Annotated in this window: 23 protein-coding genes; 14 read left to right on the forward strand and 9 right to left on the reverse strand. The window is 69.2% G+C overall.

The features are described from left to right. Nucleotides 1-27 precede the first annotated feature (27 nt). Nucleotides 28-447, forward strand: coding sequence for a hypothetical protein (locus tag HWX03_RS17025; RefSeq protein ID WP_175871942.1), 420 nt, complete (start codon nt 28-30; stop codon nt 445-447). 115 nt (nt 448-562) lie between these two features. Here HWX03_RS17025 and HWX03_RS17030 read toward each other — a convergent pair whose 3' ends face one another. Beyond that, on the reverse strand, nt 563-1,936 hold the full coding sequence (locus HWX03_RS17030) for a nucleobase:cation symporter-2 family protein (RefSeq protein ID WP_175871943.1): 1,374 nt from the start codon (nt 1,934-1,936) through the stop codon (nt 563-565). Between the two features lie 437 nt (nt 1,937-2,373). On the opposite strand from HWX03_RS17030, the gene HWX03_RS17035 reads away from it, so the two are divergent. The 3 genes from HWX03_RS17035 to fghA all read left to right on the forward strand — a co-directional run bounded on the left by HWX03_RS17035 (nt 2,374) and on the right by fghA (nt 6,074). Next, the gene (locus tag HWX03_RS17035) at nt 2,374-3,870 is read left to right on the forward strand and encodes an FGGY family carbohydrate kinase (RefSeq protein WP_175871944.1); all 1,497 of its coding nucleotides are present in this window, start codon (nt 2,374-2,376) and stop codon (nt 3,868-3,870) included. A 214-nt stretch (nt 3,871-4,084) separates the two neighbouring features. Further along, entirely contained in the window at nt 4,085-5,191 is a 1,107-nt protein-coding gene (locus tag HWX03_RS17040; protein WP_175824253.1) for an S-(hydroxymethyl)glutathione dehydrogenase/class III alcohol dehydrogenase, read from the forward strand. A 16-nt stretch (nt 5,192-5,207) separates the two neighbouring features. After that, complete coding sequence (gene fghA / locus HWX03_RS17045; RefSeq protein ID WP_175871945.1) at nt 5,208-6,074, forward strand: S-formylglutathione hydrolase; 867 nt, start codon at nt 5,208-5,210, stop codon at nt 6,072-6,074. A gap of 107 nt (nt 6,075-6,181) precedes the next feature. On the opposite strand, the gene HWX03_RS17050 is transcribed toward fghA, so the two are convergent. From HWX03_RS17050 to HWX03_RS17065, 4 genes are read right to left on the reverse strand one after another with little or no spacing between them, the layout of a single operon-like run. Beyond that, nucleotides 6,182-6,964, reverse strand: coding sequence for a metal ABC transporter permease (locus HWX03_RS17050; protein ID WP_175871946.1), 783 nt, complete (start codon nt 6,962-6,964; stop codon nt 6,182-6,184). Then, nucleotides 6,957-7,847 carry an ABC transporter ATP-binding protein gene (locus HWX03_RS17055; RefSeq protein ID WP_175871947.1) on the reverse strand — a complete coding sequence of 297 codons (891 nt, stop codon included), beginning with the start codon at nt 7,845-7,847 and terminating at the stop codon, nt 6,957-6,959. The genes HWX03_RS17050 and HWX03_RS17055 overlap by 8 nt, the downstream gene beginning before the upstream one ends. Nucleotides 7,848-7,862: 15 nt before the next feature. Beyond that, the gene (locus tag HWX03_RS17060) at nt 7,863-8,777 is read right to left on the reverse strand and encodes a metal ABC transporter solute-binding protein (RefSeq protein ID WP_175871948.1); all 915 of its coding nucleotides are present in this window, start codon (nt 8,775-8,777) and stop codon (nt 7,863-7,865) included. Nucleotides 8,778-8,823: 46 nt separating this feature from the next. Continuing rightward, entirely contained in the window at nt 8,824-9,285 is a 462-nt protein-coding gene (locus tag HWX03_RS17065; RefSeq protein ID WP_174390673.1) for a Fur family transcriptional regulator, read from the reverse strand. Nucleotides 9,286-9,615: 330 nt separating this feature from the next. Here HWX03_RS17065 and HWX03_RS17070 point away from each other — a divergent pair, with 330 nt between their 5' ends. The 8 genes from HWX03_RS17070 (at nt 9,616) to ugpC (ending at nt 17,951) form a co-directional block, all read left to right on the forward strand. Further along, on the forward strand, nt 9,616-10,392 hold the full coding sequence (locus tag HWX03_RS17070) for an L-iditol 2-dehydrogenase (RefSeq protein WP_085041034.1): 777 nt from the start codon (nt 9,616-9,618) through the stop codon (nt 10,390-10,392). Nucleotides 10,393-10,470: 78 nt separating this feature from the next. Beyond that, complete coding sequence (locus tag HWX03_RS17075) at nt 10,471-11,427, forward strand: sugar kinase (RefSeq protein ID WP_175871949.1); 957 nt, start codon at nt 10,471-10,473, stop codon at nt 11,425-11,427. Beyond that, nucleotides 11,415-12,767, forward strand: a complete 1,353-nt coding sequence (locus tag HWX03_RS17080; protein ID WP_175871950.1) for a D-tagatose-bisphosphate aldolase, class II, non-catalytic subunit — start codon at nt 11,415-11,417, stop codon at nt 12,765-12,767. Before HWX03_RS17075 ends, HWX03_RS17080 begins: the two co-directional genes overlap by 13 nt. 58 nt (nt 12,768-12,825) lie before the next feature. Beyond that, nucleotides 12,826-14,151 carry a sugar ABC transporter substrate-binding protein gene (locus HWX03_RS17085; RefSeq protein WP_175871951.1) on the forward strand — a complete coding sequence of 442 codons (1,326 nt, stop codon included), beginning with the start codon at nt 12,826-12,828 and terminating at the stop codon, nt 14,149-14,151. Nucleotides 14,152-14,265: 114 nt separating this feature from the next. Beyond that, entirely contained in the window at nt 14,266-15,213 is a 948-nt protein-coding gene (locus HWX03_RS17090; RefSeq protein ID WP_174429606.1) for a sugar ABC transporter permease, read from the forward strand. Further along, entirely contained in the window at nt 15,210-16,061 is an 852-nt protein-coding gene (locus HWX03_RS17095) for a carbohydrate ABC transporter permease (protein ID WP_175871952.1), read from the forward strand. Before HWX03_RS17090 ends, HWX03_RS17095 begins: the two co-directional genes overlap by 4 nt. Further along, nucleotides 16,058-16,786: an HAD family phosphatase gene (locus HWX03_RS17100; protein ID WP_175871953.1), complete on the forward strand. Its 729-nt coding sequence runs from the start codon at nt 16,058-16,060 to the stop codon at nt 16,784-16,786. The genes HWX03_RS17095 and HWX03_RS17100 overlap by 4 nt, the downstream gene beginning before the upstream one ends. A 55-nt stretch (nt 16,787-16,841) precedes the next feature. Next, entirely contained in the window at nt 16,842-17,951 is a 1,110-nt protein-coding gene (gene ugpC, locus HWX03_RS17105) for a sn-glycerol-3-phosphate ABC transporter ATP-binding protein UgpC (RefSeq protein WP_175871954.1), read from the forward strand. A 13-nt stretch (nt 17,952-17,964) separates the two neighbouring features. On the opposite strand, the gene HWX03_RS17110 is transcribed toward ugpC, so the two are convergent. After that, complete coding sequence (locus tag HWX03_RS17110) at nt 17,965-18,849, reverse strand: LysR family transcriptional regulator (RefSeq protein ID WP_175871955.1); 885 nt, start codon at nt 18,847-18,849, stop codon at nt 17,965-17,967. Between the two features lie 113 nt (nt 18,850-18,962). Here HWX03_RS17110 and HWX03_RS17115 point away from each other — a divergent pair, with 113 nt between their 5' ends. Together HWX03_RS17115 and HWX03_RS17120 are read left to right on the forward strand one after the other, a co-directional pair. Next, nucleotides 18,963-20,159 (forward strand): serine hydrolase domain-containing protein, encoded by a 1,197-nt coding sequence (locus HWX03_RS17115; protein WP_175871956.1) that lies wholly within the window; start codon nt 18,963-18,965, stop codon nt 20,157-20,159. Continuing rightward, the gene (locus HWX03_RS17120) at nt 20,156-21,403 is read left to right on the forward strand and encodes an MFS transporter (protein ID WP_175871957.1); all 1,248 of its coding nucleotides are present in this window, start codon (nt 20,156-20,158) and stop codon (nt 21,401-21,403) included. Before HWX03_RS17115 ends, HWX03_RS17120 begins: the two co-directional genes overlap by 4 nt. Nucleotides 21,404-21,425: 22 nt before the next feature. Here the strand turns inward: HWX03_RS17120 and HWX03_RS17125 are convergent, their stop codons facing one another. The 3 genes from HWX03_RS17125 to dalD all read right to left on the reverse strand — a co-directional run bounded on the left by HWX03_RS17125 (nt 21,426) and on the right by dalD (nt 25,484). Beyond that, the gene (locus HWX03_RS17125) at nt 21,426-22,382 is read right to left on the reverse strand and encodes a sugar-binding transcriptional regulator (RefSeq protein ID WP_244107412.1); all 957 of its coding nucleotides are present in this window, start codon (nt 22,380-22,382) and stop codon (nt 21,426-21,428) included. A 120-nt stretch (nt 22,383-22,502) separates the two neighbouring features. Further along, nucleotides 22,503-23,984 carry a xylulokinase gene (gene xylB, locus HWX03_RS17130; protein ID WP_175871958.1) on the reverse strand — a complete coding sequence of 494 codons (1,482 nt, stop codon included), beginning with the start codon at nt 23,982-23,984 and terminating at the stop codon, nt 22,503-22,505. Nucleotides 23,985-24,089: 105 nt separating this feature from the next. Next, nucleotides 24,090-25,484 carry a D-arabinitol 4-dehydrogenase gene (gene dalD, locus HWX03_RS17135; protein ID WP_175871959.1) on the reverse strand — a complete coding sequence of 465 codons (1,395 nt, stop codon included), beginning with the start codon at nt 25,482-25,484 and terminating at the stop codon, nt 24,090-24,092. Between the last annotated feature and the right edge of the window lie 45 nt (nt 25,485-25,529).

Consider the following 25,529-nt stretch of genomic DNA (forward strand, 5'->3'; position numbering starts at 1 on the left):
TCTGATTGGACCCAACGGAAAATCGATATGGTAAAAGGACCGGCATGTATTGCACTGGTATTTTTCTCGGCCGGGACATTCGCCTGCTCCCCGGTTCATACGCTTGATGTTTCGTTTGAAAGAGATTCTGCCAAAGTGCCCGGCGATGAGCTCATAAAGCTGGCCAATTGGACGATAGACCTTCAACTCAAATATCCCAATCTTGATCGTACGTCTGTCGGTGGCCTTGCCGAAGCTGACGAAAGACAGCCGCGCGTGCTGGCTCAACAACGCGCGGAAAGTATCAAGGGGCTTCTAGTCACATTGGGGCTTGGTCGAGCACCTATCGACGTCGATGCCAGGCTTTATAAGTCGCATCATTTGAACGGTTTTCCGGATAATGGCCGACGAGTAGAAATCGACTTCCTTCCCGGTTGCCCGCATGAATGCCCTTGCCAAGTGAAATGAGGTCTTGGCCGCGATCTGCCGCGTAGTGCTGCACATTTTGACGGTGTGAAGCGGCTCCTTACGCACCATGCGGCAAGCGCCGGCCCGTCACAAGCCGACGCATGCGTGATGTCCATCAGTGCAGATCGGCTGACCGCCCGTCGAAGTCGTGTCCCGCGCGCCGAATCTCGCAGCGCGCATCCTTTTCGCCTTTCACGCCGTTGAACACGATGTTCAGGATCACGGCCGAGGCCGATGCCAGCAGGATGCCGCTGTGCAGGATCGGCGCGAGCGCGGGCGGCAGCTTCGAGAAGAAGTGCGGCGACACGACCGGCACGAGGCCCATCCCGACGCTCACGGCGACGATGAACAGGTTGTGCGAGTTGTTCACGAAGTCGACCTTCGACAGCACCTTGATGCCGTTCGCGGCGACCATCCCGAACATCACGATGCCTGCGCCGCCGAGTACGAACGGCGGCACCGACGCGACGACCTGCGCCATCTTCGGGAACAGCCCGAGCAGCACGAGGATCACGCCGCCCGTCGCACACACGAAGCGGCTCTTCACGCCCGTCACGCCGATCAGGCCGACGTTCTGCGAGAACGACGTATGCGGGAACGAGTTGAAGATGCCGCCGATCAGCGTGCCGAGGCCGTCGACGCGCAGGCCGCGCACGAGGCGCTCCTGGTTGACCGGGCGATCGACCATGTCGCCGACCGCGAGGAACATGCCGGTCGATTCGATGAACGTGACGAACATCACCGTGACCATCGTCACGATCGACAGCGGGTCGAAGTGCGGCAGGCCGAAGTGGAACGGCATCACGAAGCCGACCCACGGCGCATGCGCCACGCCGTCGGTGTTCACGCGGCCGATCGCGAACGCGATCACGAAGCCGGCGACGATGCCGAGCAGCACCGAGATGTTCGCGATGAAGCCGCGGCCGAACTTGTTGATCAGCAGGATCAGCATGAGCACGAGCAGCGACAGGCCGAGATAGACGGGGCTGCCGTACTCGGGATTGCCGACGCCGCCGGCCGCCCAGTTGATGCCCACTTCCATCAGCGACAGCCCGATCACGGCGATCACCGTGCCGACGACCACGGGCGGGAAGAACCGCAACAGCTTGCCGATCATCGGCGCGAGCACGATGCCGATGATGCCGGCGGCGATGGTCGAGCCGAAGATGTCGAGAATGCCGAGGCCGGGGTTCGTGCCGATCGCGATCATCGGGCCGACGGCCGCGAACGTGCAGCCCATGATGACGGGCAGGCGGATCCCGAAGATCCACAGGCCGAGCGTCTGGATCAGCGTGGCGATGCCGCACGAAAACAGATCGGCGCTGATCAGGAACGCGATCTGGTCTTTCGGCAGCTTGAGCGCGGCGCCGACGATAAGCGGCACGGCGACGGCGCCGGCGTACATGACGAGGACGTGTTGCAGGCCAAGCGTTACCAGCTTGCCGGTCGGCAGCACTTCATCGCACGGATGGACCGTGTTCGATTGCATCTGTCTCACTCCATGATCTTGTTTTCGGGGTGATACGAAGTTATTCGGAATGAATCCATGCAACAAGAGCACTGGGTTCTATTCCGCTCTTTGCTGGTTCGATATGCCATTTCGGTATGGAGCAGGGGGTCGATCATCGGGAAACTGCCGCAGGAGTGAGGTGTACCGGTTTTATAGCGCTTCAAAATAGCGCCGGCCCCCATGTCAAATATGGCGCGCTTTATGGTGTGTATCGGGCGAGCCGCATAGTGGCAAAAAGCGGTGTGCGGAAACCGTGCCGGGTTAACCCGCGACCGGCCGCTTTTGCGTGCAAGGTGCAGCCGGTGGAGCGCGGCGAGCCGACCGCCCTTTCGATGCGTCGACGCGGCGGCAAAAACCGGGGCGCGCATCGCGATCCCGTTATCATCGACATCCGTTCATACGAATCTCCTTACGTCATGCGCCTGCTCGGAATCGACCTCGGCACTGGCTCCGTCAAACTCGTCACGCTCGATGCCGACGGCGTCGAGCGGGCCGTCGCGAGCGAACCTTATGGGTTGTCGTCGCCGCAGCCCGGCTGGGCGGAAATCGCGCCCGACACCTGGTGGCAGGCGCTCGTGCGCGCGGCCGCACGGCTGCCGGCCGACGAGCGCGCGCAGGTCGCGGCGATCGGCTTTTCGGGCCAGATGCATGGCGTCGTGCTGATCGACGCGGCCGGCCAGCCGGTGCGGCCCGCGCTGCTGTGGCCCGACACGCGCGCGGCGCGCGAGGCGGACGCGGCCGGCTGGCCGGCGGCCGGATTGCCCGTCGCCGGATTGCCCGTCGCCGGATTGCCCGTCGCCGGATTACCCGTCGTCCCGAATCCCGTCGCGCCCGGCATGGCGGGCCCGCTGTTGCGCTGGCTGGCGGCGCACGAACCCGATGCGCTGCGTGCCGCGCGCTGGGCCGTGCAGCCGAAGGACTGGCTGCGCATCGCGCTCGGCGGCGACGTGGCGGCCGATCCGAGCGACGCGTGCGCAACCGCGCTCGCGACGCCCGACGGCGCGTGGGATATCGCCTTGATCGACACGCTCGGCCTGCCTGCCGACCGCTTCGCGCCGGTTCGTGCGTCCACCGCGCGCTGCGGCGTACTCGGCGCGCCGGCCGCCGCCGCGCTCGGCCTGCCGGCCGGCGTGCCGCTCGCAACGGGCGCGGCCGATACCGCGTGCGCGGCGCTCGGCAGCGGGCTGGCCGCGGCCGGCGACGCGCTGCTGACGACCGGCAGCGGCGGGCAGATCGTCGTGCTCGCGGATGCGCTGCCGCCCGCGCGGCGCGGATTGCATCGCTATCGTGCGGCGGCCGGCGGCGGCTATTACACGATGGCGGCGATGCAGAACGTCGGGCTCGCGCTCGAAGCCGTGCGCGGCTGGCTCGGCTACGCGCGATGGGCCGATGCGTATGACGACGCGTTCGCGCAGCCGGCGTCCGAACGGCTGTGCTTCCTGCCGTACCTGACCGGCGAGCGTTCGCCGTGGATGAACCCCGATGCGCGCGGCGGCTGGCTCGGCCTCGGGCTCGGCGACACGCGCGGCGCGATGATGCGCGCCGCATTCGAAGGCGTCGCGTTCGCGTTGCGCGCGGGGCTCGATGCGATCCGCGACGCCGATCGGGGCGACGCGGTGACGACGCTGCGCCTCGCGGGCGGCGGCTCGGTCGATCCGCGCTGGCGCCAGTTGCTCGCCGACGCGCTCGGCGCGTCGCTGCAGGCGATCGACTGCCCGAACGCCGCGACGCGCGGCGCCGCGCTGCTCGCGGGCGTCGCGATCGGGCATTGGCGTGAAGAGGCGTTGCGCGCGCTGGCGCCGAGCGCGTCGCCGGTCGCGGCACCGCAGGACGACCGCCCGCTGGCCGCACGCCACGCACGCTTCGTCGATCTGTACGCGCGCACGGATGCATGGTTCACGACGGGCGTTTAAACTCGAACACTTGTTCTTTTGCGCCAGCGATGACGCATCCTGGCAAGCCGGCGACCGTTTCCCGCACGCGATGCGCGGCGGGAGCGGCCATCATGGCGAGCACGAGATTCTTGCGCCGTGCCGCGCGGCACGGCTTCGACCGCTTTGCATGAAACCCCGGCCGGCGCCGACACGCCGGCCCGGGCCGATCTCACCGACACACAGGAGTGACACGATGAAAACGAAAGCCGCGATTGCATGGAAGGCGGGTGCGCCGCTGACGATCGAGGAAGTCGATCTCGAAGGGCCGCGCGCCGGCGAAGTGCTGATCGAAGTGAAGGCGACGGGCATCTGCCACACCGACTACTACACGCTGTCGGGCGCCGATCCGGAAGGGATCTTCCCGGCGATCCTCGGCCATGAAGGCGCGGGCGTGGTGGTCGACGTCGGCCCCGGCGTCGGCACCGTGAGGAAGGGCGACCACGTGATTCCGCTCTACACGCCCGAATGCCGCGAGTGCAAGTTCTGCCTGTCGCGCAAGACCAACCTGTGCCAGAAGATCCGCGCGACGCAGGGCAAGGGCCTGATGCCGGACGCGACGTCGCGCTTCTCGCTCGACGGCAAGCCGCTGTTCCACTACATGGGCACGTCGACGTTCTCGAACTACATCGTCGTGCCGGAGATCGCGGTCGCGAAGGTGCGCGAGGACGCGCCGTTCGACAAGATCTGCTACATCGGCTGCGGCGTGACGACGGGCGTCGGCGCGGTCGTGTACTCGGCGAAGGTCGAGGCCGGCGCGAACGTCGTCGTGTTCGGCCTCGGCGGGATCGGCCTGAACGTGATCCAGGGCGCGAAGATGGTCGGCGCGGACAAGATCATCGGCGTCGACATCAACCCGAAGCGCGTCGAGCTCGCGAAGAAGTTCGGGATGACGCACTTCATCAACCCGAACGAAGTCGAGAACGTCGTCGACCACATCGTGCAACTGACCGACGGCGGCGCCGACTACTCGTTCGAATGCGTCGGCAACGTGAAGCTGATGCGCCAGGCGCTCGAATGCACGCACAAGGGCTGGGGCCAGTCGTTCATCATCGGCGTGGCTGCGGCCGGCGAGGAGATCGCCACGCGTCCATTCCAGCTGGTGACGGGGCGCGAATGGAAGGGCTCGGCGTTCGGCGGCGCGCGTGGCCGCACCGACGTGCCGAAGATCGTCGACTGGTACATGGAAGGCAAGATCAACATCGACGACCTGATCACGCACACGCTGCCGCTCGAGCGGATCAACGAAGGCTTCGACCTGATGAAGGCCGGCGAGTCGATCCGCTCGGTCGTGCTGTACTGACCGGGAGCGCACCGCCATGCTCGAACTCGTTTCCTCGCATGCGTGCCACGGCGGCGAGCAGCGTTTCTACCGTCACGATTCGGCCGCCATCGGCCTGCCGATGAAGTTTTCGGTGTACCTGCCGCCGCAGGCCGCGCACGGGCGCGTGCCGGCGCTGTTCTATCTCGCGGGGCTCACGTGCACCGACGAGACGTTCGCGATCAAGGCCGGCGCGCAGCAATACGCGGCGCAGCACGGCATCGCGCTCGTGATGCCCGACACGAGCCCGCGCGGCGCGGGCGTACCGGGCGAGACCGATGCATGGGACTTCGGCGTCGGCGCGGGCTTCTACGTCGATGCGACCGAAGCGCCGTGGTCGACGCATTACCGGATGGAGTCCTACGTGACGGGCGAGCTGCGCGAGCTCGTCGCGGCCGAGCTGCCGATCGACGGCGCGCGGCTCGGCATTTTCGGGCACTCGATGGGCGGGCACGGGGCGCTGACGCTCGCGTTGCGTCATCCGGGCCTGTACCGGTCGGTGTCGGCGTTCGCGCCGATCGCCGCGCCGACGCGCTGCCCGTGGGGCGAGAAGGCGTTCTCGGGTTACCTCGGTGACGATCGCGATGCATGGAAGGCACACGACGCGAGCGAACTCGTCGCGCGCGCCGATGCGCCGAAGTTCGCGGATGGCATCCTGATCGATCAGGGTCTCGCTGATCAATTCCTCGCGAACCAGCTGAACCCCGACGTGTTCGAAGCCGCGTGCGCGAAGGCTGGCCAGCCGCTGACGCTGCGCCGCCATCCGGGCTACGACCACGGCTACTACTTCATCTCGACGTTCATCGCCGATCACCTCGCGCATCACGCGCGTGCTTGTGCGGTGAGCAGCGGCGGAAGCAGGTAACGCATACGGCGCGCCGCACGCAACTCGCGGGCGCATGAAAAAAACGCCGGCGCTGCCCTCGGGCACGCCGGCGTTTTTTTGGCATCGGGCGGCGATCGCCGGGCCGATCAGTTGCGCCGCAACAGGCTCGCGCCATACACGAGCGCCGACAGCGCGGTGATCCAGAAGCTCGTCGGCCAGTCGGTGTGGTACGCGAGCACGATGCCGGCCCACGCTTCGAACAGCGCGAACAGCGCGGCGAGCAGCACGCCCGTCGACAGTCGCGTCGACACGTTCTGCGCGGCGGCCGCCGGCCCGACCAGCAGCGTGAACACGAGCAGCACGCCGACGATCTGCGTCGCCGCGGCCACCGCGAGTGCGCATACCGCGAGGAACAGCATCGACACCGTGCGCAGCGACACGCCCTTGGCTTCGGCCAGTTCAGGTTGAAGCGACGCGAACAACAGCGGCCGCGCGATCAGCGCGAGCGCGGCGAGGCTCACCGCGCCGATGCCGGCGAGCACCGCGAGCGTGTCGCGGCTGACCGCGAGCACGTTGCCGAACAGCAGCGCGGTGACCTGCGTCGCGAACGACGTGTAGAAGTGCAGGAACAGCAGGCCGAAGCCGAGCGCGCCGGACAGGATCACGCCGATCGCGACGTCGCGGCCCGCGAGCTTTTCGCCGAGCGCACCCATCCCGATCCCGGCCGCGAGCGTGAAGCCGACCATCCCCCAGATCGGCGAGAGGCCGAGCAGCACCGCGCCCGTCGCGCCGGTGAAGCCGACGTGCGACAGCGCGTGGCCGGCGAAGGTCTGCCCGCGCAGCACCAGGAAATAGCCGACGATGCCCGCGAGCACCGCGACGATCCCGGACGCCGCGAAGGCGTTGATCATGAAGTCGTATTCAAACATCGTGCGAATGCCCGGGATGAGCGTGTCCGTGGTGGTGATGGCCGTGGCCGCCGCCACCGCCGTGCGAGTGACCGTCGTCGTCCTCGTGTTCGTGATCGTGCTTCTCGATCTCGACGTCGCCCGACATCACGAAGATCTTGCCGTTCACGCGCATCACGTCGATCGGCGATCCGTAGAGCCGCGACAGCACGGGCTTCGTGATCACCTCGTCGACGGTGCCGAGCGCCGCGACGCCGTTGCCGAGATACAGCACGCGGTCGAGCGCGTTCAGCAGCGGATTCAGTTCGTGCGCGGAGAACAGCACGGTGATGCCGAGCTCGCGCTGCACGTTGCGCACCAGTTCGACGACGCCGCGCTGATGGTTCGGGTCGAGGCTGATCAGCGGCTCGTCGAGCAGCAGCAGCTTCGGATTGCCGAGCAGGCATTGCGCGAGCAGCAGCCGCTGCCGTTCGCCGCCCGACAGTTCGGACAGCGGCCGGCGCGCGAGCGACGTGCCGCCGACGAGATCGAGCACGCGATCGACGTCGCGGCGCGTGGCCGCGTTCGTGTGCGGCAGGCCCCAGCGGTAGCCGTCGGCGGCCATCGCGACGAAGTCGTAACCGCGCATCCGGCGGTTCGCGAGGCCGCTCCTGATCTGCGGCATGTAGCCGATCGATGCGTTGCCGCGCACGACCGGCACGCCGCCGACCGACAGCGTGCCGGCCGACACGGGGACGAGGCCGAGCACCGCGCGCATCAGCGTCGTCTTGCCCGCGCCGTTCGGCCCGAGCACGCCGACGAATTCGCCGGGCTCGATCGAGAAGCTGACATCGCGCAGGATCGTGCGGCCGCCCAGTTCGAGCGTGACGCGATCGACGGCGAGGGCGTGGGGAGTGGCGGTCATGGTGTTGCGGTCGTGTTATTGCTTGCCGGCGGCCAGCGCGGCGGCGAGCGCGTCGAGCTGGCCGATCATCCATTGCTGGAAGGTCTTGCCGGCCGGCTGCGTCTCGGTGACGCTGACGGTCGGCACGCCGCCGTCGCGCGCGATCTTCAGCATGCGCTTGGTCATCGGTTCTTCGGCCTGGCTGTTGTAGATCAGCACGCGCACCTGCTTCTTGCGCAGGTCGTTCTCGAACGCGGCGACGTCCTGCGCACTCGCCTCGGTGTCGTTCATCGTCGCGAGCTGGAAGCGCTGGTTGCGCATGTCGAGGCCGATCGCATCCGACATATAGCCGAACACGGGCTCGGTGGCCGTCACGGGCACGCCCTTGTATTTCGCGCGCAGCGCGGCGACCTTGTCGTCGACGGGCTTCAGCGACGCGACGAATTTCTGCAGGTTCGCGTCGTACTCGGCCTTGTTCGCCGGGTCGGCGCGGCCGAACTCGGCCGCGATCGCGCGTGCGGCCGCCGGCATCGTCGCCGGGTCGTACCACAGGTGCGGGTTGTCGCCGGCCTTCTTGCCGACCAGCTCGGCGACGACGATCGTCGCGCGCTTCGCCTGCTTCGATGCGCCGAGCAGCTTGCCCATCCACGGATCGTAGTCGGCGCCGTTGTAGATCACGACCTGCGCGTGCTGGAGCGCCCGGGCCGTTTTCGGGCTCGCCTCGAACAGGTGCGGATCCTGATCCGGATTGCTGAGGATGCTCGTGACCGCGACATGGCGGCCGCCGATCTGCGACGCGACGTCGCCGTAGAAATTCTCGGCGGCGACGACGTTGACGGTCGCGGCCTGCGCGAGCGCGGGTGCCGCGATCGACAGGGCGGCGGCAGCGGCGGCGAGCCAGCGGACAGGCGACAGGGCGCGCCGCGGCGCGCGCTTCAGGGCAATGGACATGGAACTCCTCGTTGGAAGGGCGGCGCGTACGCCGCGCGATGCGGCGTCAGCGTTGCGCGGGCTTGCGCTTGCAGTGCCCGCACAGGCCGCTCAACTCGACGACCTGGTGGTGGACTTCGAAACCGTGCGCGGGCCCGCTCGCGGACAACTGCTTCGCGAGGTCGCCGCCGGGAATCTCGACGGTGTCGCCGCACGAGTCGCAGATCAGGAACTGGCCTTCGTGCGGCACGCCGATCTCGCAGCAGGCGAAGAACGCGTTCTTCGATTCGATCCGATGGATGAAGCCGTGCTCGACGAGGAAATCCAACGCGCGATAGACGGTCGTCGGCGGCACGCGGCCGCGTTGCGGTTCGAGTTCGGCGAGCAGGTCGTACGCGCCGATCGGGCGCTGCGCGGCCAGCACGCGTTCGTAGACCTGGCGGCGCAGCGGCGTCCACGCGAGCCCGTGCTCGGCGGCGAATGCGTCGGCCCGGGACAGCCGGGCGTCGATGGGCGATGAGGTAGCCATGGCGTGAAGCAGGGCGATGAAACAAAGTATGGCGATGATATAACGTATCGTCGCACCGTGCAGCGCGAATTCCGTTTTCCCGCCCTCGCTCCGTCCCCTTCACCGTCAATGCCACTGCGCCGCACCGTGCGCCGCGCGCGTTGCCGTGCGGGCGCGGCGGGGCGTCGTCGTGCGCCGTCGTGCCGCAGCGCGTCATAGAAAGCCGTCACGTCGTCTTGACAGCGCGTATCGCGTATCCGATCATTCGATCACTAACAGAGCAATTGATCGGTCGGAGAGCGTTCGCTCACCTCGCGACCGTCGTGCAACAGAACGAACCGGAGACAGCCAGTGAGACTGGAAGACAAGGTCGCGATCCTGACGGGCGCCGCAAGCGGCATCGGCGAGGCGGTCGCGCAACGCTATCTGGACGAGGGCGCGCGCTGCGTACTCGTCGACCTGAAGCCGGCAGGCGGCTCGCTCGCGCGGCTGATCGAGGCCAATCCCGGCCGCGCGGTGGCCGTCACGGCCGACGTCACGCGCCGCGACGACATCGAGCGGATCGTCGCCACGGCGGTCGAGCGCTTCGGCGGCGTCGACATCCTGTTCAACAACGCGGCGCTGTTCGACATGCGGCCGATCCTCGACGAATCGTGGGACGTGTTCGACCGGCTGTTCTCGGTCAACGTGAAAGGGCTGTTCTTCCTGATGCAGGCCGTCGCGCAGCGGATGGTCGAGCAGGGGCGCGGCGGCAAGATCGTCAACATGTCGTCGCAGGCCGGCCGTCGCGGCGAGGCACTCGTTTCGCACTACTGCGCGACCAAGGCCGCGGTGATCAGCTACACGCAGTCGGCCGCGCTCGCGCTCGCGCCGCACCGGATCAACGTGAACGGCATCGCGCCGGGCGTCGTCGACACGCCGATGTGGGAACAGGTCGATGCGCTGTTCGCGCGCTACGAGAACCGGCCGCTCGGCGAGAAGAAGCGGCTCGTGGGCGAAGCCGTGCCGCTCGGCCGCATGGGCGTGCCGGGCGACCTGACGGGCGCCGCGTTGTTCCTCGCGTCGGCCGACGCCGACTACATCACCGCCCAGACGCTGAACGTCGACGGCGGCAACTGGATGAGCTGATATGGCGCCGCTCGCACGCGCCACCCGCCGGCCGGCCCGCGACGCAGCGGCCGCCGTCGAACGAGGAGGGCTCGCCTGATGGCCGAGATCGTCGTCGCCGGCGAACTGCTGGCCGAATTCGTCGCCGCCGAGCGCGGCCAGGGCTTCGATACGCCCGGCCTGTTCGCCGGACCGTTCCCGAGCGGTGCGCCGGCGATCTTTGCCGACCAGGCCGCCCGGCTCGGCGCGCGCGTCGCGTATGCGGGCTGCGTCGGCCGCGATGCGTTCGGCGACGCGATCGTCGCGCGGCTCGCACGCGACGGCGTCGACGTCGCGCGCATTCGCCGCGTCGCACGCCCGACCGGCACAGCGTTCGTCGCGTATCGCGACGACGGCTCGCGCAGTTTCGTCTTCTCGCTGTCGACCAGTGCCGCTGCATGCGTCGATGCGTCCGACGTCGACGCCGCGATGTTCGACGGCTGTCGCTACTTTCACGTGATGGGCTCGTCGCTGACGAGCGAATCGGCGATCGCGGCCGTGCAGCGCGGCGTGATCGAGGCCGCGCGCGCCGGGGCCAAGGTGTCGTTCGATCCGAACGTGCGGCCCGAAATGCTGAGTTTCCGCCCGATGCGCGCAGCACTCGACGAGATGCTCGCCGCGTGCCACCTGTTCCTGCCGAGCGAAGCCGACCTGCCGTTCTTCTGCGGGCCGCAGCCGGCCGAGCGCGCGATCGCCGGCCTGCTCGCGACGCATCCGCTGCTCGAGCGTGTCGTGCTCAAGCGCGGCGCGCAAGGCAGCGTCGCGTTCGATCGCGCGCACCGTGCCGAGGCGCCGGCGTTCGCGGTCGACGAAGTCGATCCGACCGGCGCCGGCGACTGCTTCGGCGGCACGCTGGTCGCGAGCCTCGTCGCGGGCGTGCCGATCGATGTCGCGCTGCGCCGCGCGAACGCGGCCGGCGCGATCGCGGTCACGCGGCGCGGCCCGATGGAAGGCAACAGCAGCGCGGCCGAGATCGACCGTTTCCTGACCGAACGAGGTATCGCATGTCCGGCCTGACGACCGTTGCCGAACGCACGCGCACCGCGCACGCGGACACCGTGCTGCGGATGATCTTCGACGCGAACCGCGCGGACGCGCAGCGCGGCATCTATTCGATCTGCAGCGCGCACCGGCTCGTGCTGGAGGCCGCGTGCGAAGCCGCGCGCACGGACGGCTCGCCGCTGCTGATCGAGGCGACCTGCAATCAGGTGAACCATCTTGGCGGCTATACGGGCATGACGCCCGCCGATTTCCGCCGCGACGTCGATGCGATCGCCGCGCGCTGCGGGCTTGCGCCGACGGCGCTCGTGCTCGGTGGCGACCATCTTGGCCCGAACCCGTGGCGGCATCGCCGCGCGGCCGACGCGATGCGTGAAGCCGCTGCGATGGTCGCGGCCTACGTCGAAGCCGGATTCGAAAAGATCCATCTCGATGCGAGCATGGCGTGCGCGGACGATCCGGCCCGGCTCGACGATCACACGATCGCCGCGCGCGCGGCCGAGCTGTGCCGCGTCGCGGAAGACGCGGCGACGCGCGTCGGGATCGCGCCCGTCTACGTAATCGGCACCGAGGTGCCGACGCCCGGCGGCGAAGTGAGCGGCGAGGCGAGTCACGACGAGATCGCGCAGATCGCGGTCACGCGCAGCGACAGCATCGCGGCGACGCTCGACGCGCATCGCCGCGCGTTCTCGGCGGCCGGGCTCGACGACGCGTGGACGCGCGTCGTCGCGATCGTCGCGCAGCCGGGTGTCGACTTCGACGATCGCCACGTGCTCGATTACGACAGCGCCAAGGCAGCGTCACTGGGCGCGAGTATCCTGCAGACACCGCGCCTCGTGTTCGAAGCGCATTCGACCGATTACCAGACCGAAGCCGCGCTCGCCGCGCTGGTGCGCGACCACTTCGCGGTGTTGAAGGTCGGCCCCGCGCTGACGTTCGCGCTGCGCGAGGCGCTGTTCGCGCTGACGTTCATCGAGGACGCGCTGATCGACGACGTCGCGCAGCGTTCGCGGCTGCGCGACGTCGTCGATGCGGCGATGCGCGCGCAGCCCGAGCACTGGGCGCCGTACTACCGCGGCGACGAGACCGCGCAGCGGCTCGCGCGCCAGTTCAGCTACAGCGACCGCATTCGCTACTACTGGCTGCAGCCGGCCGTCGCGGCCGCGGTCGAGCAACTGTTTAGCAACCTCGCGCGGCAGCCGGTGCCGGAGACGCTCGTCGCGCAGTGGCTGCCGGATGTCTACGCGGCGTGCCGCGCGGGCGGGCTCGCGAAGGCGCCGCGCGCGTGGGTGCGCCACCGGATACGCGACGTGATCGCGCACTACGCGCGTGCGTGCGGCATGCAGCGGCCGGCATGACGGGCCGTGAAGGAAACGCAGGAACGACGATACATCGAACAATCACAGGAGACATGCCATGCAACGAAAGATGCTCGACGCCGCCGCACGCTGTTTCGCCGGAGCCGCGCTCGCGACGGCGGCCTGCGCGGCGTCCGCCGGCACGCTGACGATCGCGACGCTGAACAACCCCGACATGATCGAGCTGAAGAAGCTGTCGCCGGCGTTCGAGAAAGCGAACCCCGACATCAAGCTGAACTGGGTGATCCTCGAGGAGAACGTGCTGCGCCAGCGCGCGACGACCGACATCACGACCGGCAGCGGCCAGTTCGACGTGATGGCGATCGGCACCTATGAAACGCCGCAGTGGGGCAAGCGCGGCTGGCTCGCGCCGATCACGGGCCTGCCGGCCGACTACGACCTGAACGACATCGTGAAGACCGCGCGCGACAGCCTGTCGTACAACGGCCAGCTCTACGCGCTGCCGTTCTACGTGGAAAGCTCGATGACGTTCTACCGCAAGGACCTGTTCGCGGCGAAGGGGCTGAAGATGCCCGACCAGCCGACCTACGACCAGATCGCCGAATTCGCGGACAAGCTCACCGACAAGTCGAAGGGCACCTACGGGATCTGCCTGCGCGGCAAGGCTGGCTGGGGCGAGAACATGGCGTACGTGTCGACGGTCGTGAACACGTTCGGCGGCCGCTGGTTCGACGACAACTGGAACGCGCAGCTCACGTCGCCCGAATGGAAGAAGGCGATCAATTTCTACGTGAACCTGCTGAAGAAGAACGGCCCGCCGGGCGCGAGCTCGAACGGCTTCAACGAGAACCTGACGCTGACCGCGTCCGGCAAGTGCGCGATGTGGATCGACGCGACGGTCGCGGCCGGGATGCTCTACAACAAGCAGCAGTCGCAGGTGGCCGACAAGATCGGCTTCGCGGCCGCGCCGGTCGCCGCCACGCCGAAGGGCTCGCACTGGCTGTGGGCGTGGGCGCTGGCCGTGCCGAAGACGTCGAAGCAGCAGGACGCCGCGCGCAAGTTCATCGCGTGGGCGACCTCGAAGCAGTACATCGAGATGGCCGGCAAGGACGAAGGCTGGGCCTCGGTGCCGCCGGGCACGCGCACGTCGACGTATCAGCGCCCCGAGTACAAGGCCGCCGCGCCGTTCTCGGACTTCGTGCTGAAGGCGATCGAGACGGCCGACCCGAACGATCCGTCGCTGAAGAAGGTGCCGTACACGGGCGTGCAGTACGTCGGGATTCCTGAATTCCAGTCGTTCGGCACGGTGGTCGGCCAGTCGATCGCGGGCGCGGTCGCGGGCCAGATGTCGGTCGACCAGGCGCTCGCCGCGGGCCAGGCCGCCGCCGACCGCGCGGTACGGCAGGCCGGCTACAAGAAGTAACGCGCAAGCCGTCGCGCGGCCCGCATCGTGCGCCGTGGCACACGGCGCGGGCCGGCGAAGCTGACAGGCGGGCAGGCCGTTCGCGCCCGCGTATCAACCGGAGGGACTCCGATCATGCGTCACCTGCGTCTTCCCCTGAGTCACGCGCCGTCGGTCGGCGACGCGTCGCTGCCGCCCGGCGCGCCGCGCCGTGCGCGCGGCGGCGCGAGCTGGCTCGTGTCGCCGTCCGTCGCGGTGCTGCTGCTGTGGATGTCGATTCCGCTCGCGATGACGATCTGGTATTCGTTCTCGCGCTACAACCTGCTGAACCCGGACGTGAAGGGCTTCGCCGGGTTCGACAACTACCGCTTCCTCGCGACCGATCCGTCGTTTTTGCCCGCGATCTGGCACACGCTCGTGCTGATCGGCGCGGTGCTCGCGATCACGGTGGTCGGCGGCGTGCTGATGGCCGTGCTGTTCGACCGCAAGTTCTACGGGCAGGGCATTGCGCGCCTGCTCGCGATCGCACCGTTCTTCGTGATGCCGACCGTCTCCGCGCTGATCTGGAAGAACATGATCCTGCATCCGGTGTACGGGCTCGTCGCGAACGCGATGCGCGCGCTCGGGATGACGCCGATCGACTGGTTCGCCGATTACCCGCTGACCGCCGTGATCATCATCGTCGCGTGGCAGTGGCTGCCGTTCGCATTCCTGATCCTGTTCACCGCGATCCAGTCGCTCGACCAGGAGCAGAAGGAAGCCGCGCGCATCGACGGCGCCGGCCCGATCGCGATGTTCTTCTACATCACGCTGCCGCACCTGAAGCGCGCGATCGCCGTGGTCGTGATGATGGAGACGATCTTCCTGCTGTCGATCTTCGCGGAAATCTACACGACGACCGGCGGCGGCCCCGGCGACGCGACGACCAACCTGTCGTACCTGATCTACGCGCTCGGCCTGCAGCAGTTCGACGTCGGCCTCGCGTCCGCGGGCGGCATCATCGCCGTCGTGGTTGCGAACGTCGTGTCGTTCTTCCTCGTGCGGATGCTCGCGCGCAACCTGAAGGGGGAATACGACAAATGAGCGACCTGACCTTCGCAGGCCGGCGCACGCCGGCCGTGTTCGACCTCGTGCGGCGCGCGCTGCCCGGCGCGCTCGCGTGGCTGATCGCACTGCTGCTGTTCTTCCCGATCTTCTGGATGGCGATCACCGCGTTCAAGACCGAGCAGCAGGCGTACGCGTCGACGCTGTTCTTCATGCCGACGCTCGACAGCTTCCGCGAGGTGTTCGCGCGCAGCAACTACTTCGCGTTCGCGTGGAATTCGGTGCTGATCTCGGCGGGCGTCACGGTGATCTCGCTGCTGTTCGCGGTGCCGGCCGCGTACGCGATGGCGTTCTTCCCGAACCATCGCACGCAGAAAGTGCTGCTGTGGATGCTGTCGACCAAGATGATGCCGTCGGTCGGCGTGCTCGTGCCGATCTACCTGCTGTGGAAGAACGCGGGGCTGCTCGATACGGTGTCGGGGCTCGTGATCGTCTACACGCTGATCAACCTGCCGATCGCGGTGTGGATGACCTTCACGTACTTCAACGAGATCCCGAAGGACATCCTCGAAGCCGGGCGCATCGACGGCGCGTCGACGTGGCAGGAGATCGTCTACCTGCTGATGCCGATGGCGCTGCCGGGGCTCGCGTCCACCGCGCTGCTGCTCGTGATCCTGTCGTGGAACGAGGCGTTCTGGAGCATCAACCTGTCGAGCTCGAACGCCGCGCCGTTGACCGTGTTCATCGCGTCGTACTCGAGCCCCGAAGGGCTGTTCTGGGCGAAGCTGTCCGCCGCTTCGCTGCTCGCGGTCGCGCCGATCCTGATCGTCGGCTGGCTGTCGCAGAAGCAGCTCGTGCGCGGGCTCACGTTCGGGGCGGTCAAATGAGCGCGGCCGGCGAAGGTGCGGCCGGCGAACGCACGAACGGTCACGGCATGAACGTGCTGATCTGCGATTGCGACGGCGTGCTGATCGACAGCGAGGCCGTGGCCGCCGACGTGATCGTGCGCGAACTCGATGCGCGCTGGCCGGGCGTCGATGCGCGGCCGGCCGTGATGCCGCTGCTCGGGCTGCGCATCGAGCGCGTGCTGGCCGGCGCGAGCGAAGCGGTGGGGCGCACGCTGTCGGCCGACGACGTCGACGCGATCCGCCGCGCGGTCGAGGCGGCGGCCGTCAATGCGCCGATGGTCGATGGCATCGATGCGGCGCTGGCCGCGATTCCACTGACGACGGCCTGCGCGAGCAACAGCTATCGCGCGTACGTCGAAGCGGCGCTCGCGCGTACCGGCCTCGCGCGCTTCTTCGGCGACAGGCTGTTCTGCGCGGATTCGGTCGCGCGGCCGAAGCCGGCGCCGGACGTGTATCTGGCGGCCGCGCGCACGCTCGGCGCGGTGCCCGCGCAATGCCTGGTCGTCGAGGACAGCGTGACCGGCATCACCGCGGCGGCCGCGGCCGGCATGACCGTGCTCGGCTTCGTCGGCGGCGGGCACGCATCGGCCGCGCAGATCGACGCGTTGCGCGGCATCGGCGCGCGTCACGTATTCGACGACATGCACGAGCTGCCCGGCTACGTCGCGCGCTGGCAGGCGACGGGCGCGGTGCTGCCGAACTAGCAACGATTGCGCGCCGCGTGTCACGCGGCGCATCACGAACGAACGGAGACAGATCATGGCAAGCGTGCTCCTGCGCAACATCGCGAAGCGCTACGACGACACCGAAGTGCTGCGCAACGTGAACCTCGACATCGCCGACGGCGAATTCGTCGTGTTCGTCGGCCCGAGCGGCTGCGGCAAATCCACGCTGATGCGGATGATCGCCGGCCTCGAGGACATTTCGAACGGCGACCTGCTGATCGACGGCGCGAAGGTCAACGACGTGCCGAGCGCGAAGCGCGGCATCGCGATGGTGTTCCAGTCGTATGCGCTGTATCCGCACATGACGCTGTACGACAACATGGCGTTCGGCCTCAAGCTCGCGGGTGCGAAGAAGCCCGAGATCGACCAGGCGGTGAAGCAGGCCGCGAAGATCCTGCACATCGATCACCTGCTCGACCGCAAGCCGAAGCAGCTGTCGGGCGGCCAGCGGCAGCGCGTCGCGATCGGCCGCGCGATCACGCGCAAGCCGAAGGTGTTCCTGTTCGACGAACCGCTGTCGAACCTCGACGCCGCGCTGCGCGTGAAGATGCGGCTGGAATTCGCGCGGCTGCACGACGAGCTGAAGACGACGATGATCTACGTGACGCATGACCAGGTCGAGGCGATGACGCTCGCGGACAAGATCGTCGTGCTGTCGGGCGGCGCGGTGCAGCAGGTCGGCACGCCGAACGAGTTGTATCACGCGCCGGCGAACCAGTTCGTCGCGGGCTTCATCGGCTCGCCGAAGATGAACTTCCTGAAGGGCACGGTCGAATCGGCCGATGCGGGCGGCGTGCTCGTGCGCTTCGACAGCGGCGAGACGCAGCGTGTCGCGGTCGACGCGGCGGGGCTGCAGCGCGGCGCTGCGGTGACCGTCGGCGTGCGGCCCGAGCATCTGCTGGTCGATGCGGCGGCGGCGGGCGTCGCCGCGCGGACGATGGCCGTCGAATCGCTCGGCGACGCCGCGTATCTGTATGCGGAGTCGGCCGTCGCGCCGGACGGGCTGATCGCGCGGATTCCGCCGCTCGACACGTACCGCACCGGCGACGCGCTGCGCGTGCATGCGCAGGCCGAGCACTGCCACCTGTTCGACGAGCACGGGCAGGCGTTCCGGCGGCTCAGTGTGCACGCGAAGGCCGCGTGACGGCGGGCGCCGGTTACAGGCGCAAGTGCTCGGCCATGTAGTCGACGAACGCGCGCAGCTTCGGCGTCGGATGACGGCCTGAAGGCCACAGCACGTAGAACGGCGTGCGGCTCACGACGTGCTCGCTGAGCACCGCGCGCAGCGCGCCGTCGTCGAGCGCGTCGCGCACGAAGAACTCGGGCAGGCACGCGATGCCGAGCCCGCGCAGCGCGAAGCACAGGCGCGTCTCCGCGCTGTTGCTGACCATCGAGACGGGTATCGCCGGCGGCGTGCCCGAGCGCGACGCGCGCAGCGGCCAGATCTCGAGCTTGCCGCTGCTCGGGAAGCGGTAGTGCAGGCAGCGGTGCTGCACGAGATCGGCCGGCGTGCGCGGCGTGCCGTGCCGTTCGAGATAGTCGGGCGATGCGACGAGGTGCTGGCCGAAGTGGCCGAGGAGGCGCGACGACAGCCGCGAATCCGTCGGCCGGCCGGTGCGCAGCACCGCGTCGAAGCCTTCGTCGACCACGTCGACGATCCGGTCGCTGAAGTCGATGTCGAGTTCGATTTCCGGATACGCGGCCATGAAGTCGGCGAGCACCGGCAGCAGCAGCGTGCCGATCGTCGGCAGGCTCACGCGCAGCCGCCCGCGCGGCGCGTTGGCGCTGTGCGTGAGTTCCTGCTCGGCCGCGTCGATCTCGGCGATCACGCGCCGGCATCGTTCCAGGAAGCGCGCGCCTTCCGCGGTTAGCGTGATGCTGCGCGTGCTGCGGTGAAACAGTCGCACGTTCAGCCGCGCTTCGAGCCGTGCGATGCGCTTGCCGATTGCCGACGCCGACAGCCCGAGCGCGCGACCGGCCGCGACGAAACTGCGCGTTTCCGCGACCTGGACGAATACGACGAAGCCGCCAAGATTTTCCATGCAGGTTTCCGATTACGGACATCGATGTCCGGAGTGTCCGGAACTCTACCCCGGTTTTTCTTCCCGCGCCGGCTCCCTACGATGGGCGTTCCTTCATTGTTCGAGGTCACGCCATGTCATCCCTGCCTGTCACCGCCCCCCGCAGAGAACCGGACGCCGCGCTGCGCGCGCGGCTCGACGCCGTGCTCGATCGCGCGCTGGCCGATTCGCGCGTGGTCGGCGCGGTCGTGCTGGTCGCGCGCGACGGCGAAGTGCGTTATGCACGCGCGGCCGGGCTGGCCGATCGCGAAGCCGGCACGCCGATGCGCGAGGACACGCTGTTCCGGCTCGCGTCGGTGTCCAAGCCGATCGTGACCGCCGCCGCGATGCGGCTGGTCGCGGCAGGCCGCATCGGGCTCGACGAGCCGGTCGCGCGCTGGCTCCCCGCGTTCATGCCGACGCTCGCGGACGGCACGCCGGCGAACATCACGCTGCGGCATCTGCTGTCGCATACGGCCGGCCTCGGCTATCGCTTCTTCGAAGCGGACGGCGACGGCCCGTATGCACGCGCGGGCGTATCCGACGGGATGGATCGCGCGAGCCTGTCGCTCGCCGAGAACGTGCGGCGCATCGCCGGCGTGCCGCTGCAGTTCGCGCCCGGCACGTCGTGGGGCTATTCGCTCGCGACCGACGTGGCGGGCGCGCTGATCGAGGCGGTCGACGGCCGCCCGCTCCCGCAGGCCGTGGCCGCGCTCGTCACGACGCCGCTCGGGATGTCCGATACCGCATTCGTCGCGCCCGACGCCGAGCGCGTCGCGACGCCTTACGTGAGCACGCCGGGCGCGCCGCGCCGGATGGCCGACGACGATCTCGTGCCGGTGTTCGACGGCACGGTCGGCATCCGCTTCGAGCCGGCGCGCGCGTTCGATGCGACCGCGTGGCCGTCCGGCGGCGCGGGCATGGTCGGCACCGCGCACGATTGCCTGACGCTGCTCGATACGCTGCGCACGGGCCTCGACGGCTGGCTCGCACCGCGCTGGATCGACGAGATGGCGCGGGTGCAGCCGGGCGCGCACGCATTGCGGGATGCGCCGGGATTCGGTTTCGGGCTCGGCTTTTCGGTGCTGCGCGATCCGGCGGCCGCGCAGTCGCCTGAGTCGGTCGGCACCTGGCGCTGGGGCGGCGCGTACGGGCATGCGTGGTTCGTCGACCGCGCGGCCGGGCTGACCGTCGTCGCGCTGACCAATACGTTGTACGAAGGGATGCACGGGCGCATCGTCACCGACGTGCGCGATGCGGTGTATGGCGTCGACGACCGGAGCGCGGCATGAGCGAGTGCGTATCCGCTTCCCCGTCCGCTTCCGCGGCCGCCGCCGACCGGGCCGCCGATCCTGCATCGGGTTCGTCTGCACCGGTGCTCGCGCGCCTGCCGGTCGCGAACCTGCTTGCGCTTGCCACTGCCGGCTTCATCACGATTCTCACCGAAGCGCTGCCGGCCGGCCTGCTGCCACTGATGAGCGCCGACCTGCACGTGACCGAGGCGCTGATCGGCCAACTGGTGACCGTCTATGCGCTCGGTTCGATCGCCGCGGCGATTCCGCTCGTCGCCGCGACCCGCGCGATGCGCCGGCGCCCGCTGCTGCTCGCGGCGCTGGCCGGGTTCGTCGTGTCGAATGCGGTGACGGCCGCATCGCCGTACTACGCGCTCACGCTGGCAGCACGGTTCGTCGCCGGGATGGCGGCCGGGTTGCTGTGGGCGCTGCTGGCCGGCTATGCGAGCCGGATGGTCGACGCGTCGCTGCGCGGCCGCGCGATCGCGGTCGCGATGCTCGGCGCGCCGGTTGCGATGTCGATCGGGATTCCGGCCGGCACCGCGCTGGGCGCGGCGCTCGGCTGGCGCGTCGCGTTCGCGTTGATCACGCTCGCGGCGCTCGCGCTGATCGGCTGGATCCGCGTGCGCGTGCCCGACTATCCGGGGCAGCAGGCCGGCGCGCGCGAGCCGGTGCTCGGCGTGATGACGCTGCCCGGCGTGCGGCCGGTGCTGACCGTGATGTTCGCGTACGTGCTCGCGCACAACATGCTGTACACGTACGTCGCGCCGTTCCTTGCGGGCGTGCGGATGGGCGCGCAGGTCGATGTGGTGCTGTTCGTGTTCGGCATCGCGTCGCTCGTCGGCATCGCGCTGACGGGCGCATGGATCGGCGCCGCGCAGCGACGCCTGACGCTCGCGAGCATCGCGCTGTTCGCGCTGGCGGCGGCGATGCTCGGCGCCGGTTCCGGGATGACGATCGTCTATGCGGGCGTCGTGCTGTGGGGGCTCGCGTTCGGCGGCGCGCCGACATTGTTCCAGACGGCCACCGCGAACGCGGCGGGGGAGTCGGCCGATGTCGCGCAGTCGATGCTCGTGACGGTGTGGAACCTGGCGATTGCCGGCGGCGGCATCGCGGGCGGGATGCTGCTCGGCGCGACGGGCGCCGGCGCGATTCCGTGGGTGCTCGTTGCGCTGCTGGCGCTGGCGTGGGTCGGCGCGTGGCGCGCGCGCCGGCATGCGTTTCCGGCACCGCGCGCGGCCTGAACCGGCGCGTGCGACGGCGGCGTCAGGCCGCCTTCGCGGCGAGCGCGGCGCGCGCGCAGGCTTCGTCGGTGACGAGCCCAGACAGCCAGCCGCCGCGCAGCGCGGCAATCACCGCGTCGTGTTTTTTCGGGCCGCCGGCGAACGCGATCGTCGGCAGCTTCGGCGGCGTGGCGAGCGACACGCTCGTCACGCGTGCGCTGGTCGACACGTCGATCAGCTTGCCCTGCGCGTCGATCGGCACGCCGAGCAGTTCGGCCACCGCGCCGAGCGCGGTCATCTCGTCGCGTTCCTGTTCGGTGATGAAGCCGTCTTCGTAGAGCGGGCAGTGCGGGCCGATGTTGCCGATCCCGACGAACGCGACGTCGGCCTCGCCCGACAGCGCCTCGACGATCCGGTACAGCCGGTGGTTGCACCACTGCGCGCGCTCGGCGTCGCTGTCGGCGAACAGCGGCGCGGGCAGCAGGAAGTGCTTGCTGCCGGTTTTCTCGGAGATGTACTGCGCGACGTCGTAGCGGTTCGACGAGCCGTCGGCCGCGATCGCGCCGACCATCGACACGAGCCGGTGCTGCGGGCGGTCGATCTGCGCGATCTGCGCGACCGCGGCCTTCAGCGTCCGGCCGCTGCTGACCGCGATCACCATCGGCCGCGTTTCGTTCAGGTAGCGCTCCATCACCTGCGCGCCGGCGACCGCGAGCTTGCGGTCAATCGCGTCGGGCGCGTCGGCGTCGACCGGCACGACTTCGCACATCGCGAGGCCGTAGCGTTTCGACAGCTGCGCGCCGAGATCCAGACAGTCGGCGAGCTGATGGTCGACGCGCACGCGGATCAGGTTCTTCTCGACCGCGAACGCGACGAGGCGCTGCGCGACGGGGCGCGACACTTGCAGCTTTTCGGCGATTTCGTTCTGCGTGTCGCCCGCGACGTAGTAAAGCCACGCGGCGCGCGTGGCGAGATCGAGTTTTTCTGAGGACTTGGACACGATAGCGATTCGGTTCGGATCTGGGGGCCGCCCCGCGGGCCGGCCGGCGGGCCGCATGACGGCATCCACTGTACCGCATGTCGCGCGCACGGCCGGCGGCCGGCCGTGCGAGCGCGGCGCCTACGCGAGCCGTGCGCGCGACGGTTCGTACAGCGGCCGCACGTGACGGTACAGCGTGCGGAACGCATCGAGGCGTTCGCGCAGCCGCGCATGGCGGGCAGCGTCCGGCGCGTATTCGGCGCGCACCGGCGGCTTGGTCAGCACCGTCTGCGGATCGCCGCCGACGGCCAGCCAGCCGAGCCGTGCCGCGCCGAGCGCCGCGCCCGTTTCGCCGCCGCCGATCTGGCGCGTGCGCACGTTCAGCGCATCCGCGATCAGTTGCGCCCAGAACGCGCTGCGCGCGCCGCCGCCGATCAGCGACAACTGGTCGGTTTCGACGCCGGCCGCATGCAGCGCGTCGAGGCCGTCGGCGAGCCCGAGCGTCACGCCTTCGAGTACCGCATAGCCGAGGTGCGCGCGCTCGGTCGCGTGCGTCATGCCGAAGAACACGCCCTGCGCGTACGGATCGTTGTGCGGCGTGCGCTCGCCCGACAGGTAGGGCAGGAACAGCGGCGCCGCCGCGAGCGCGTCGGGGTCGAGCGCCTCGACTTCGGCGAGCAGCGCGGGCTCGTCGGTGCCGGTCAGCTTGCAGACCCAGCGCAGGCAGCTCGCGGCCGACAGCACGACGCTCATCAGTTGCCAGCGGTCGGGAATCGCATGGCAGAACGCATGCACGGCCGATGCGGGATTCGGCATGAAGCGGTCGCCGACCACGCTCAGCACGCCGGACGTGCCGAGCGACACGAAGCCGTCGCCCGCGTGGATCGCGCCGATGCCGAGCGCGCTCGTCGCGTTGTCGCCGCCGCCGCCCGCGACCACGACGGCCTCCGACAGCCCGAGCGCGCGTGCGATGTCCGCACGCAGCGTGCCGGACGGCGCGTTGCCCTCGACGATGCGCGGCATCTGCTCGCGCGTCATCCCGCACGCAGCGAGTAGCGCATCGGACCAGTCGCGGCGTGCAACGTCGAGCCACAGCGTGCCGGCCGCGTCCGACGGATCGGACACTTTCGCGCCGGTCAGCCGGAATCGCAGGTAGTCCTTCGGCATCAGCACGCACGCGGTCGCCGCGAACACGTCGGGTTCGTGCTTCGCGACCCACAGCAGTTTCGGCGCGGTGAAGCCGGGCATCGCGAGGTTGCCGGCCAGCGCATGGAGATCGGGCGCGCGTTCGGTGAGCAGCGCGCATTCGTCGGCGCTGCGCATGTCGTTCCAGAGGATCGCGGGGCGCAGCACGCGATCGTCGCGGCCGAGCAGCACCGCGCCGTGCATCTGGCCCGACAGGCCGATGCCGCGCACCTGCGCGAACGCCTGGGGATGCCGCTCGCGCAACGCCGCGAGCGCGGCGAGCGTGCCTTGCCACCAGTCGTCCGGATGCTGTTCGGCCCAGCGCGGATGCGGCCGCGACACGCTGAACGGCGAGCCGGCGGTGCCGACGACCGCGCCGTCCGGGGCGAGCAGCAGCACCTTCACTTCCGAGGTGCCGAGGTCGATGCCGAGATACATGAGCGATCCGTTCCGTCAGAGAGGAGCCGCTACTTTAGCCGTGCCGCACGGCATGTGCCAAGCAGGTTCGCCTGGCTGCGCGGCCGGGCGCCGGCGCGCGCGTCGTCAGCGCGCCGCGAGCCATGCGTCGACGCGCGCGAGCCCGGCGCGCAACGCTTCGAACAGCGCCGCGTTGCCGGCCAGCGAGCCCCACAGCGCGCGGCTCGCGCACAGCGCGACGACCGGATCGTCGGCCCCGACGAGCGCGCGTGCGCTGCTCTCGTCCATCACGCCGTCCTGGTACGCATACGGCAGCGTGCCGCGCGCCCAGCGTTCGAGAAAGCGCAGGAACAGCGCGGGCAGCACGGCGGTGGCGACCGGCGCGGCGCCGCGCGCGAACGATTCGGCGAGCGTCGGCGCGATGAAGCCGGGAATCTTCGAGAAGCCGTCGGCCGCGACGCGCTGGTTCGTGTCGAGCACGTACGGGTTGCCGAAGCGCTCCAGCACGACGTCGCGGTAGCGCGCGAGATCGAGCGGGCTCGGCGTCAGGCACGGGATTACGTCCTGCGTCACGTAGTCGTGCGCGAAGCGGCGGATCGCCGCGTCGTGCGTGCCTTCGTGAATGTAGGTGTAGCCCGCGAGCGTGCCGGCCCATGCAATGCAGCTGTGGGTCGCGTTGAGGATGCGGATCTTCGCTTCCTCATACGGATGCACGTCGTCGACGAGTTCCGCGCCGGCCAGCTCCCAGCGCGGCCGGCCGGCCGCGAAGCGGTCCTCGATCACCCACTGGATGAACGATTCGCCCATCACCGGGCACGCGTCGTCGACGCCGGTGGCCGCGCGCACGCGTTCGCGCACGTCGGCGGTCGGGCGCGGCGTGATGCGGTCGACCATCGCGCTGGGCGTCTCGACGTTCGCATCGAACCACGCGATGAGATCCGCTTCGCCGCGCCGTTCGAGGAATTCGCGCATCCCCGCGCGAAAGCGTGCGCCGTTGTTGCGCAGGTTGTCGCAGCTTTGCAGCGTGAGCGGGCCCGCGCCGCGCTTCACGCGTTCGGCGAGCAGCGCCGCGAGCGCACCGTACAGGGTCGTGCGCGCGCCCTGCAGGTCGGCGGCGAGATCGGCGTTCGCGACGTCGAGCCGGTTGTGTTCGTCGAGGTAGTAGCCGCCTTCGGTGACGGTGAACGACACGATCCGGCAGGCCGGATCGGCGCCGGCGTCGATCAGCGCGGCGAGATCGATCGACCACGGCAGCACGCGCGTGATCGAACGGATCGTCTCGTACGCGCGCTCGCCTTGCGGCGTGACGGTTTCGAGCGTGTACGCGCCGTGTTGCGCGGCGAGCGCGTCCATCGTCTCACGCATGTCGTCGCGGATGTTGCCGACGGTCAGCGACCAGCGTTCGTCGGCCGGCACGGCCGCGTTCACGCGATGCAGATACCACGCCTGGTGCGCGCGGTGAAACGAGCCCGCGCCGATGTGCAGCAGCACGGGCGCGTGGGCGGAGGGCGATTCGCTCATCCGGTGTCTCCTGTTCCTGCCTGTCTATCGTGTCGAATACGATCA

The organism is Burkholderia sp. BCC0397, from assembly GCF_902832865.1.
In the GTDB taxonomy this organism is placed as follows: Bacteria; Pseudomonadota; Gammaproteobacteria; order Burkholderiales; family Burkholderiaceae; genus Burkholderia.

Bases quoted from the DNA above. Each gene is read 5' to 3' on its own strand.
- HWX03_RS17025 (WP_175871942.1), top strand. From the start codon at position 28: ATGGTAAAAGGACCGGCATGTATTGCACTGGTATTTTTCTCGGCCGGG.
- HWX03_RS17030 (WP_175871943.1), bottom strand. From the start codon at position 1,936: ATGCAATCGAACACGGTCCATCCGTGCGATGAAGTGCTGCCGACCGGC.
- HWX03_RS17035 (WP_175871944.1), top strand. From the start codon at position 2,374: ATGCGCCTGCTCGGAATCGACCTCGGCACTGGCTCCGTCAAACTCGTC.
- HWX03_RS17040 (WP_175824253.1), top strand. From the start codon at position 4,085: ATGAAAACGAAAGCCGCGATTGCATGGAAGGCGGGTGCGCCGCTGACG.
- fghA (WP_175871945.1), top strand. From the start codon at position 5,208: ATGCTCGAACTCGTTTCCTCGCATGCGTGCCACGGCGGCGAGCAGCGT.
- HWX03_RS17050 (WP_175871946.1), bottom strand. From the start codon at position 6,964: ATGTTTGAATACGACTTCATGATCAACGCCTTCGCGGCGTCCGGGATC.
- HWX03_RS17055 (WP_175871947.1), bottom strand. From the start codon at position 7,847: ATGACCGCCACTCCCCACGCCCTCGCCGTCGATCGCGTCACGCTCGAA.
- HWX03_RS17060 (WP_175871948.1), bottom strand. From the start codon at position 8,777: ATGTCCATTGCCCTGAAGCGCGCGCCGCGGCGCGCCCTGTCGCCTGTC.
- HWX03_RS17065 (WP_174390673.1), bottom strand. From the start codon at position 9,285: ATGGCTACCTCATCGCCCATCGACGCCCGGCTGTCCCGGGCCGACGCA.
- HWX03_RS17075 (WP_175871949.1), top strand. From the start codon at position 10,471: ATGGCCGAGATCGTCGTCGCCGGCGAACTGCTGGCCGAATTCGTCGCC.
- HWX03_RS17080 (WP_175871950.1), top strand. From the start codon at position 11,415: ATGTCCGGCCTGACGACCGTTGCCGAACGCACGCGCACCGCGCACGCG.
- HWX03_RS17085 (WP_175871951.1), top strand. From the start codon at position 12,826: ATGCAACGAAAGATGCTCGACGCCGCCGCACGCTGTTTCGCCGGAGCC.
- HWX03_RS17090 (WP_174429606.1), top strand. From the start codon at position 14,266: ATGCGTCACCTGCGTCTTCCCCTGAGTCACGCGCCGTCGGTCGGCGAC.
- HWX03_RS17095 (WP_175871952.1), top strand. From the start codon at position 15,210: ATGAGCGACCTGACCTTCGCAGGCCGGCGCACGCCGGCCGTGTTCGAC.
- HWX03_RS17100 (WP_175871953.1), top strand. From the start codon at position 16,058: ATGAGCGCGGCCGGCGAAGGTGCGGCCGGCGAACGCACGAACGGTCAC.
- ugpC (WP_175871954.1), top strand. From the start codon at position 16,842: ATGGCAAGCGTGCTCCTGCGCAACATCGCGAAGCGCTACGACGACACC.
- HWX03_RS17110 (WP_175871955.1), bottom strand. From the start codon at position 18,849: ATGGAAAATCTTGGCGGCTTCGTCGTATTCGTCCAGGTCGCGGAAACG.
- HWX03_RS17115 (WP_175871956.1), top strand. From the start codon at position 18,963: ATGTCATCCCTGCCTGTCACCGCCCCCCGCAGAGAACCGGACGCCGCG.
- HWX03_RS17120 (WP_175871957.1), top strand. From the start codon at position 20,156: ATGAGCGAGTGCGTATCCGCTTCCCCGTCCGCTTCCGCGGCCGCCGCC.
- xylB (WP_175871958.1), bottom strand. From the start codon at position 23,984: ATGTATCTCGGCATCGACCTCGGCACCTCGGAAGTGAAGGTGCTGCTG.
- dalD (WP_175871959.1), bottom strand. From the start codon at position 25,484: ATGAGCGAATCGCCCTCCGCCCACGCGCCCGTGCTGCTGCACATCGGC.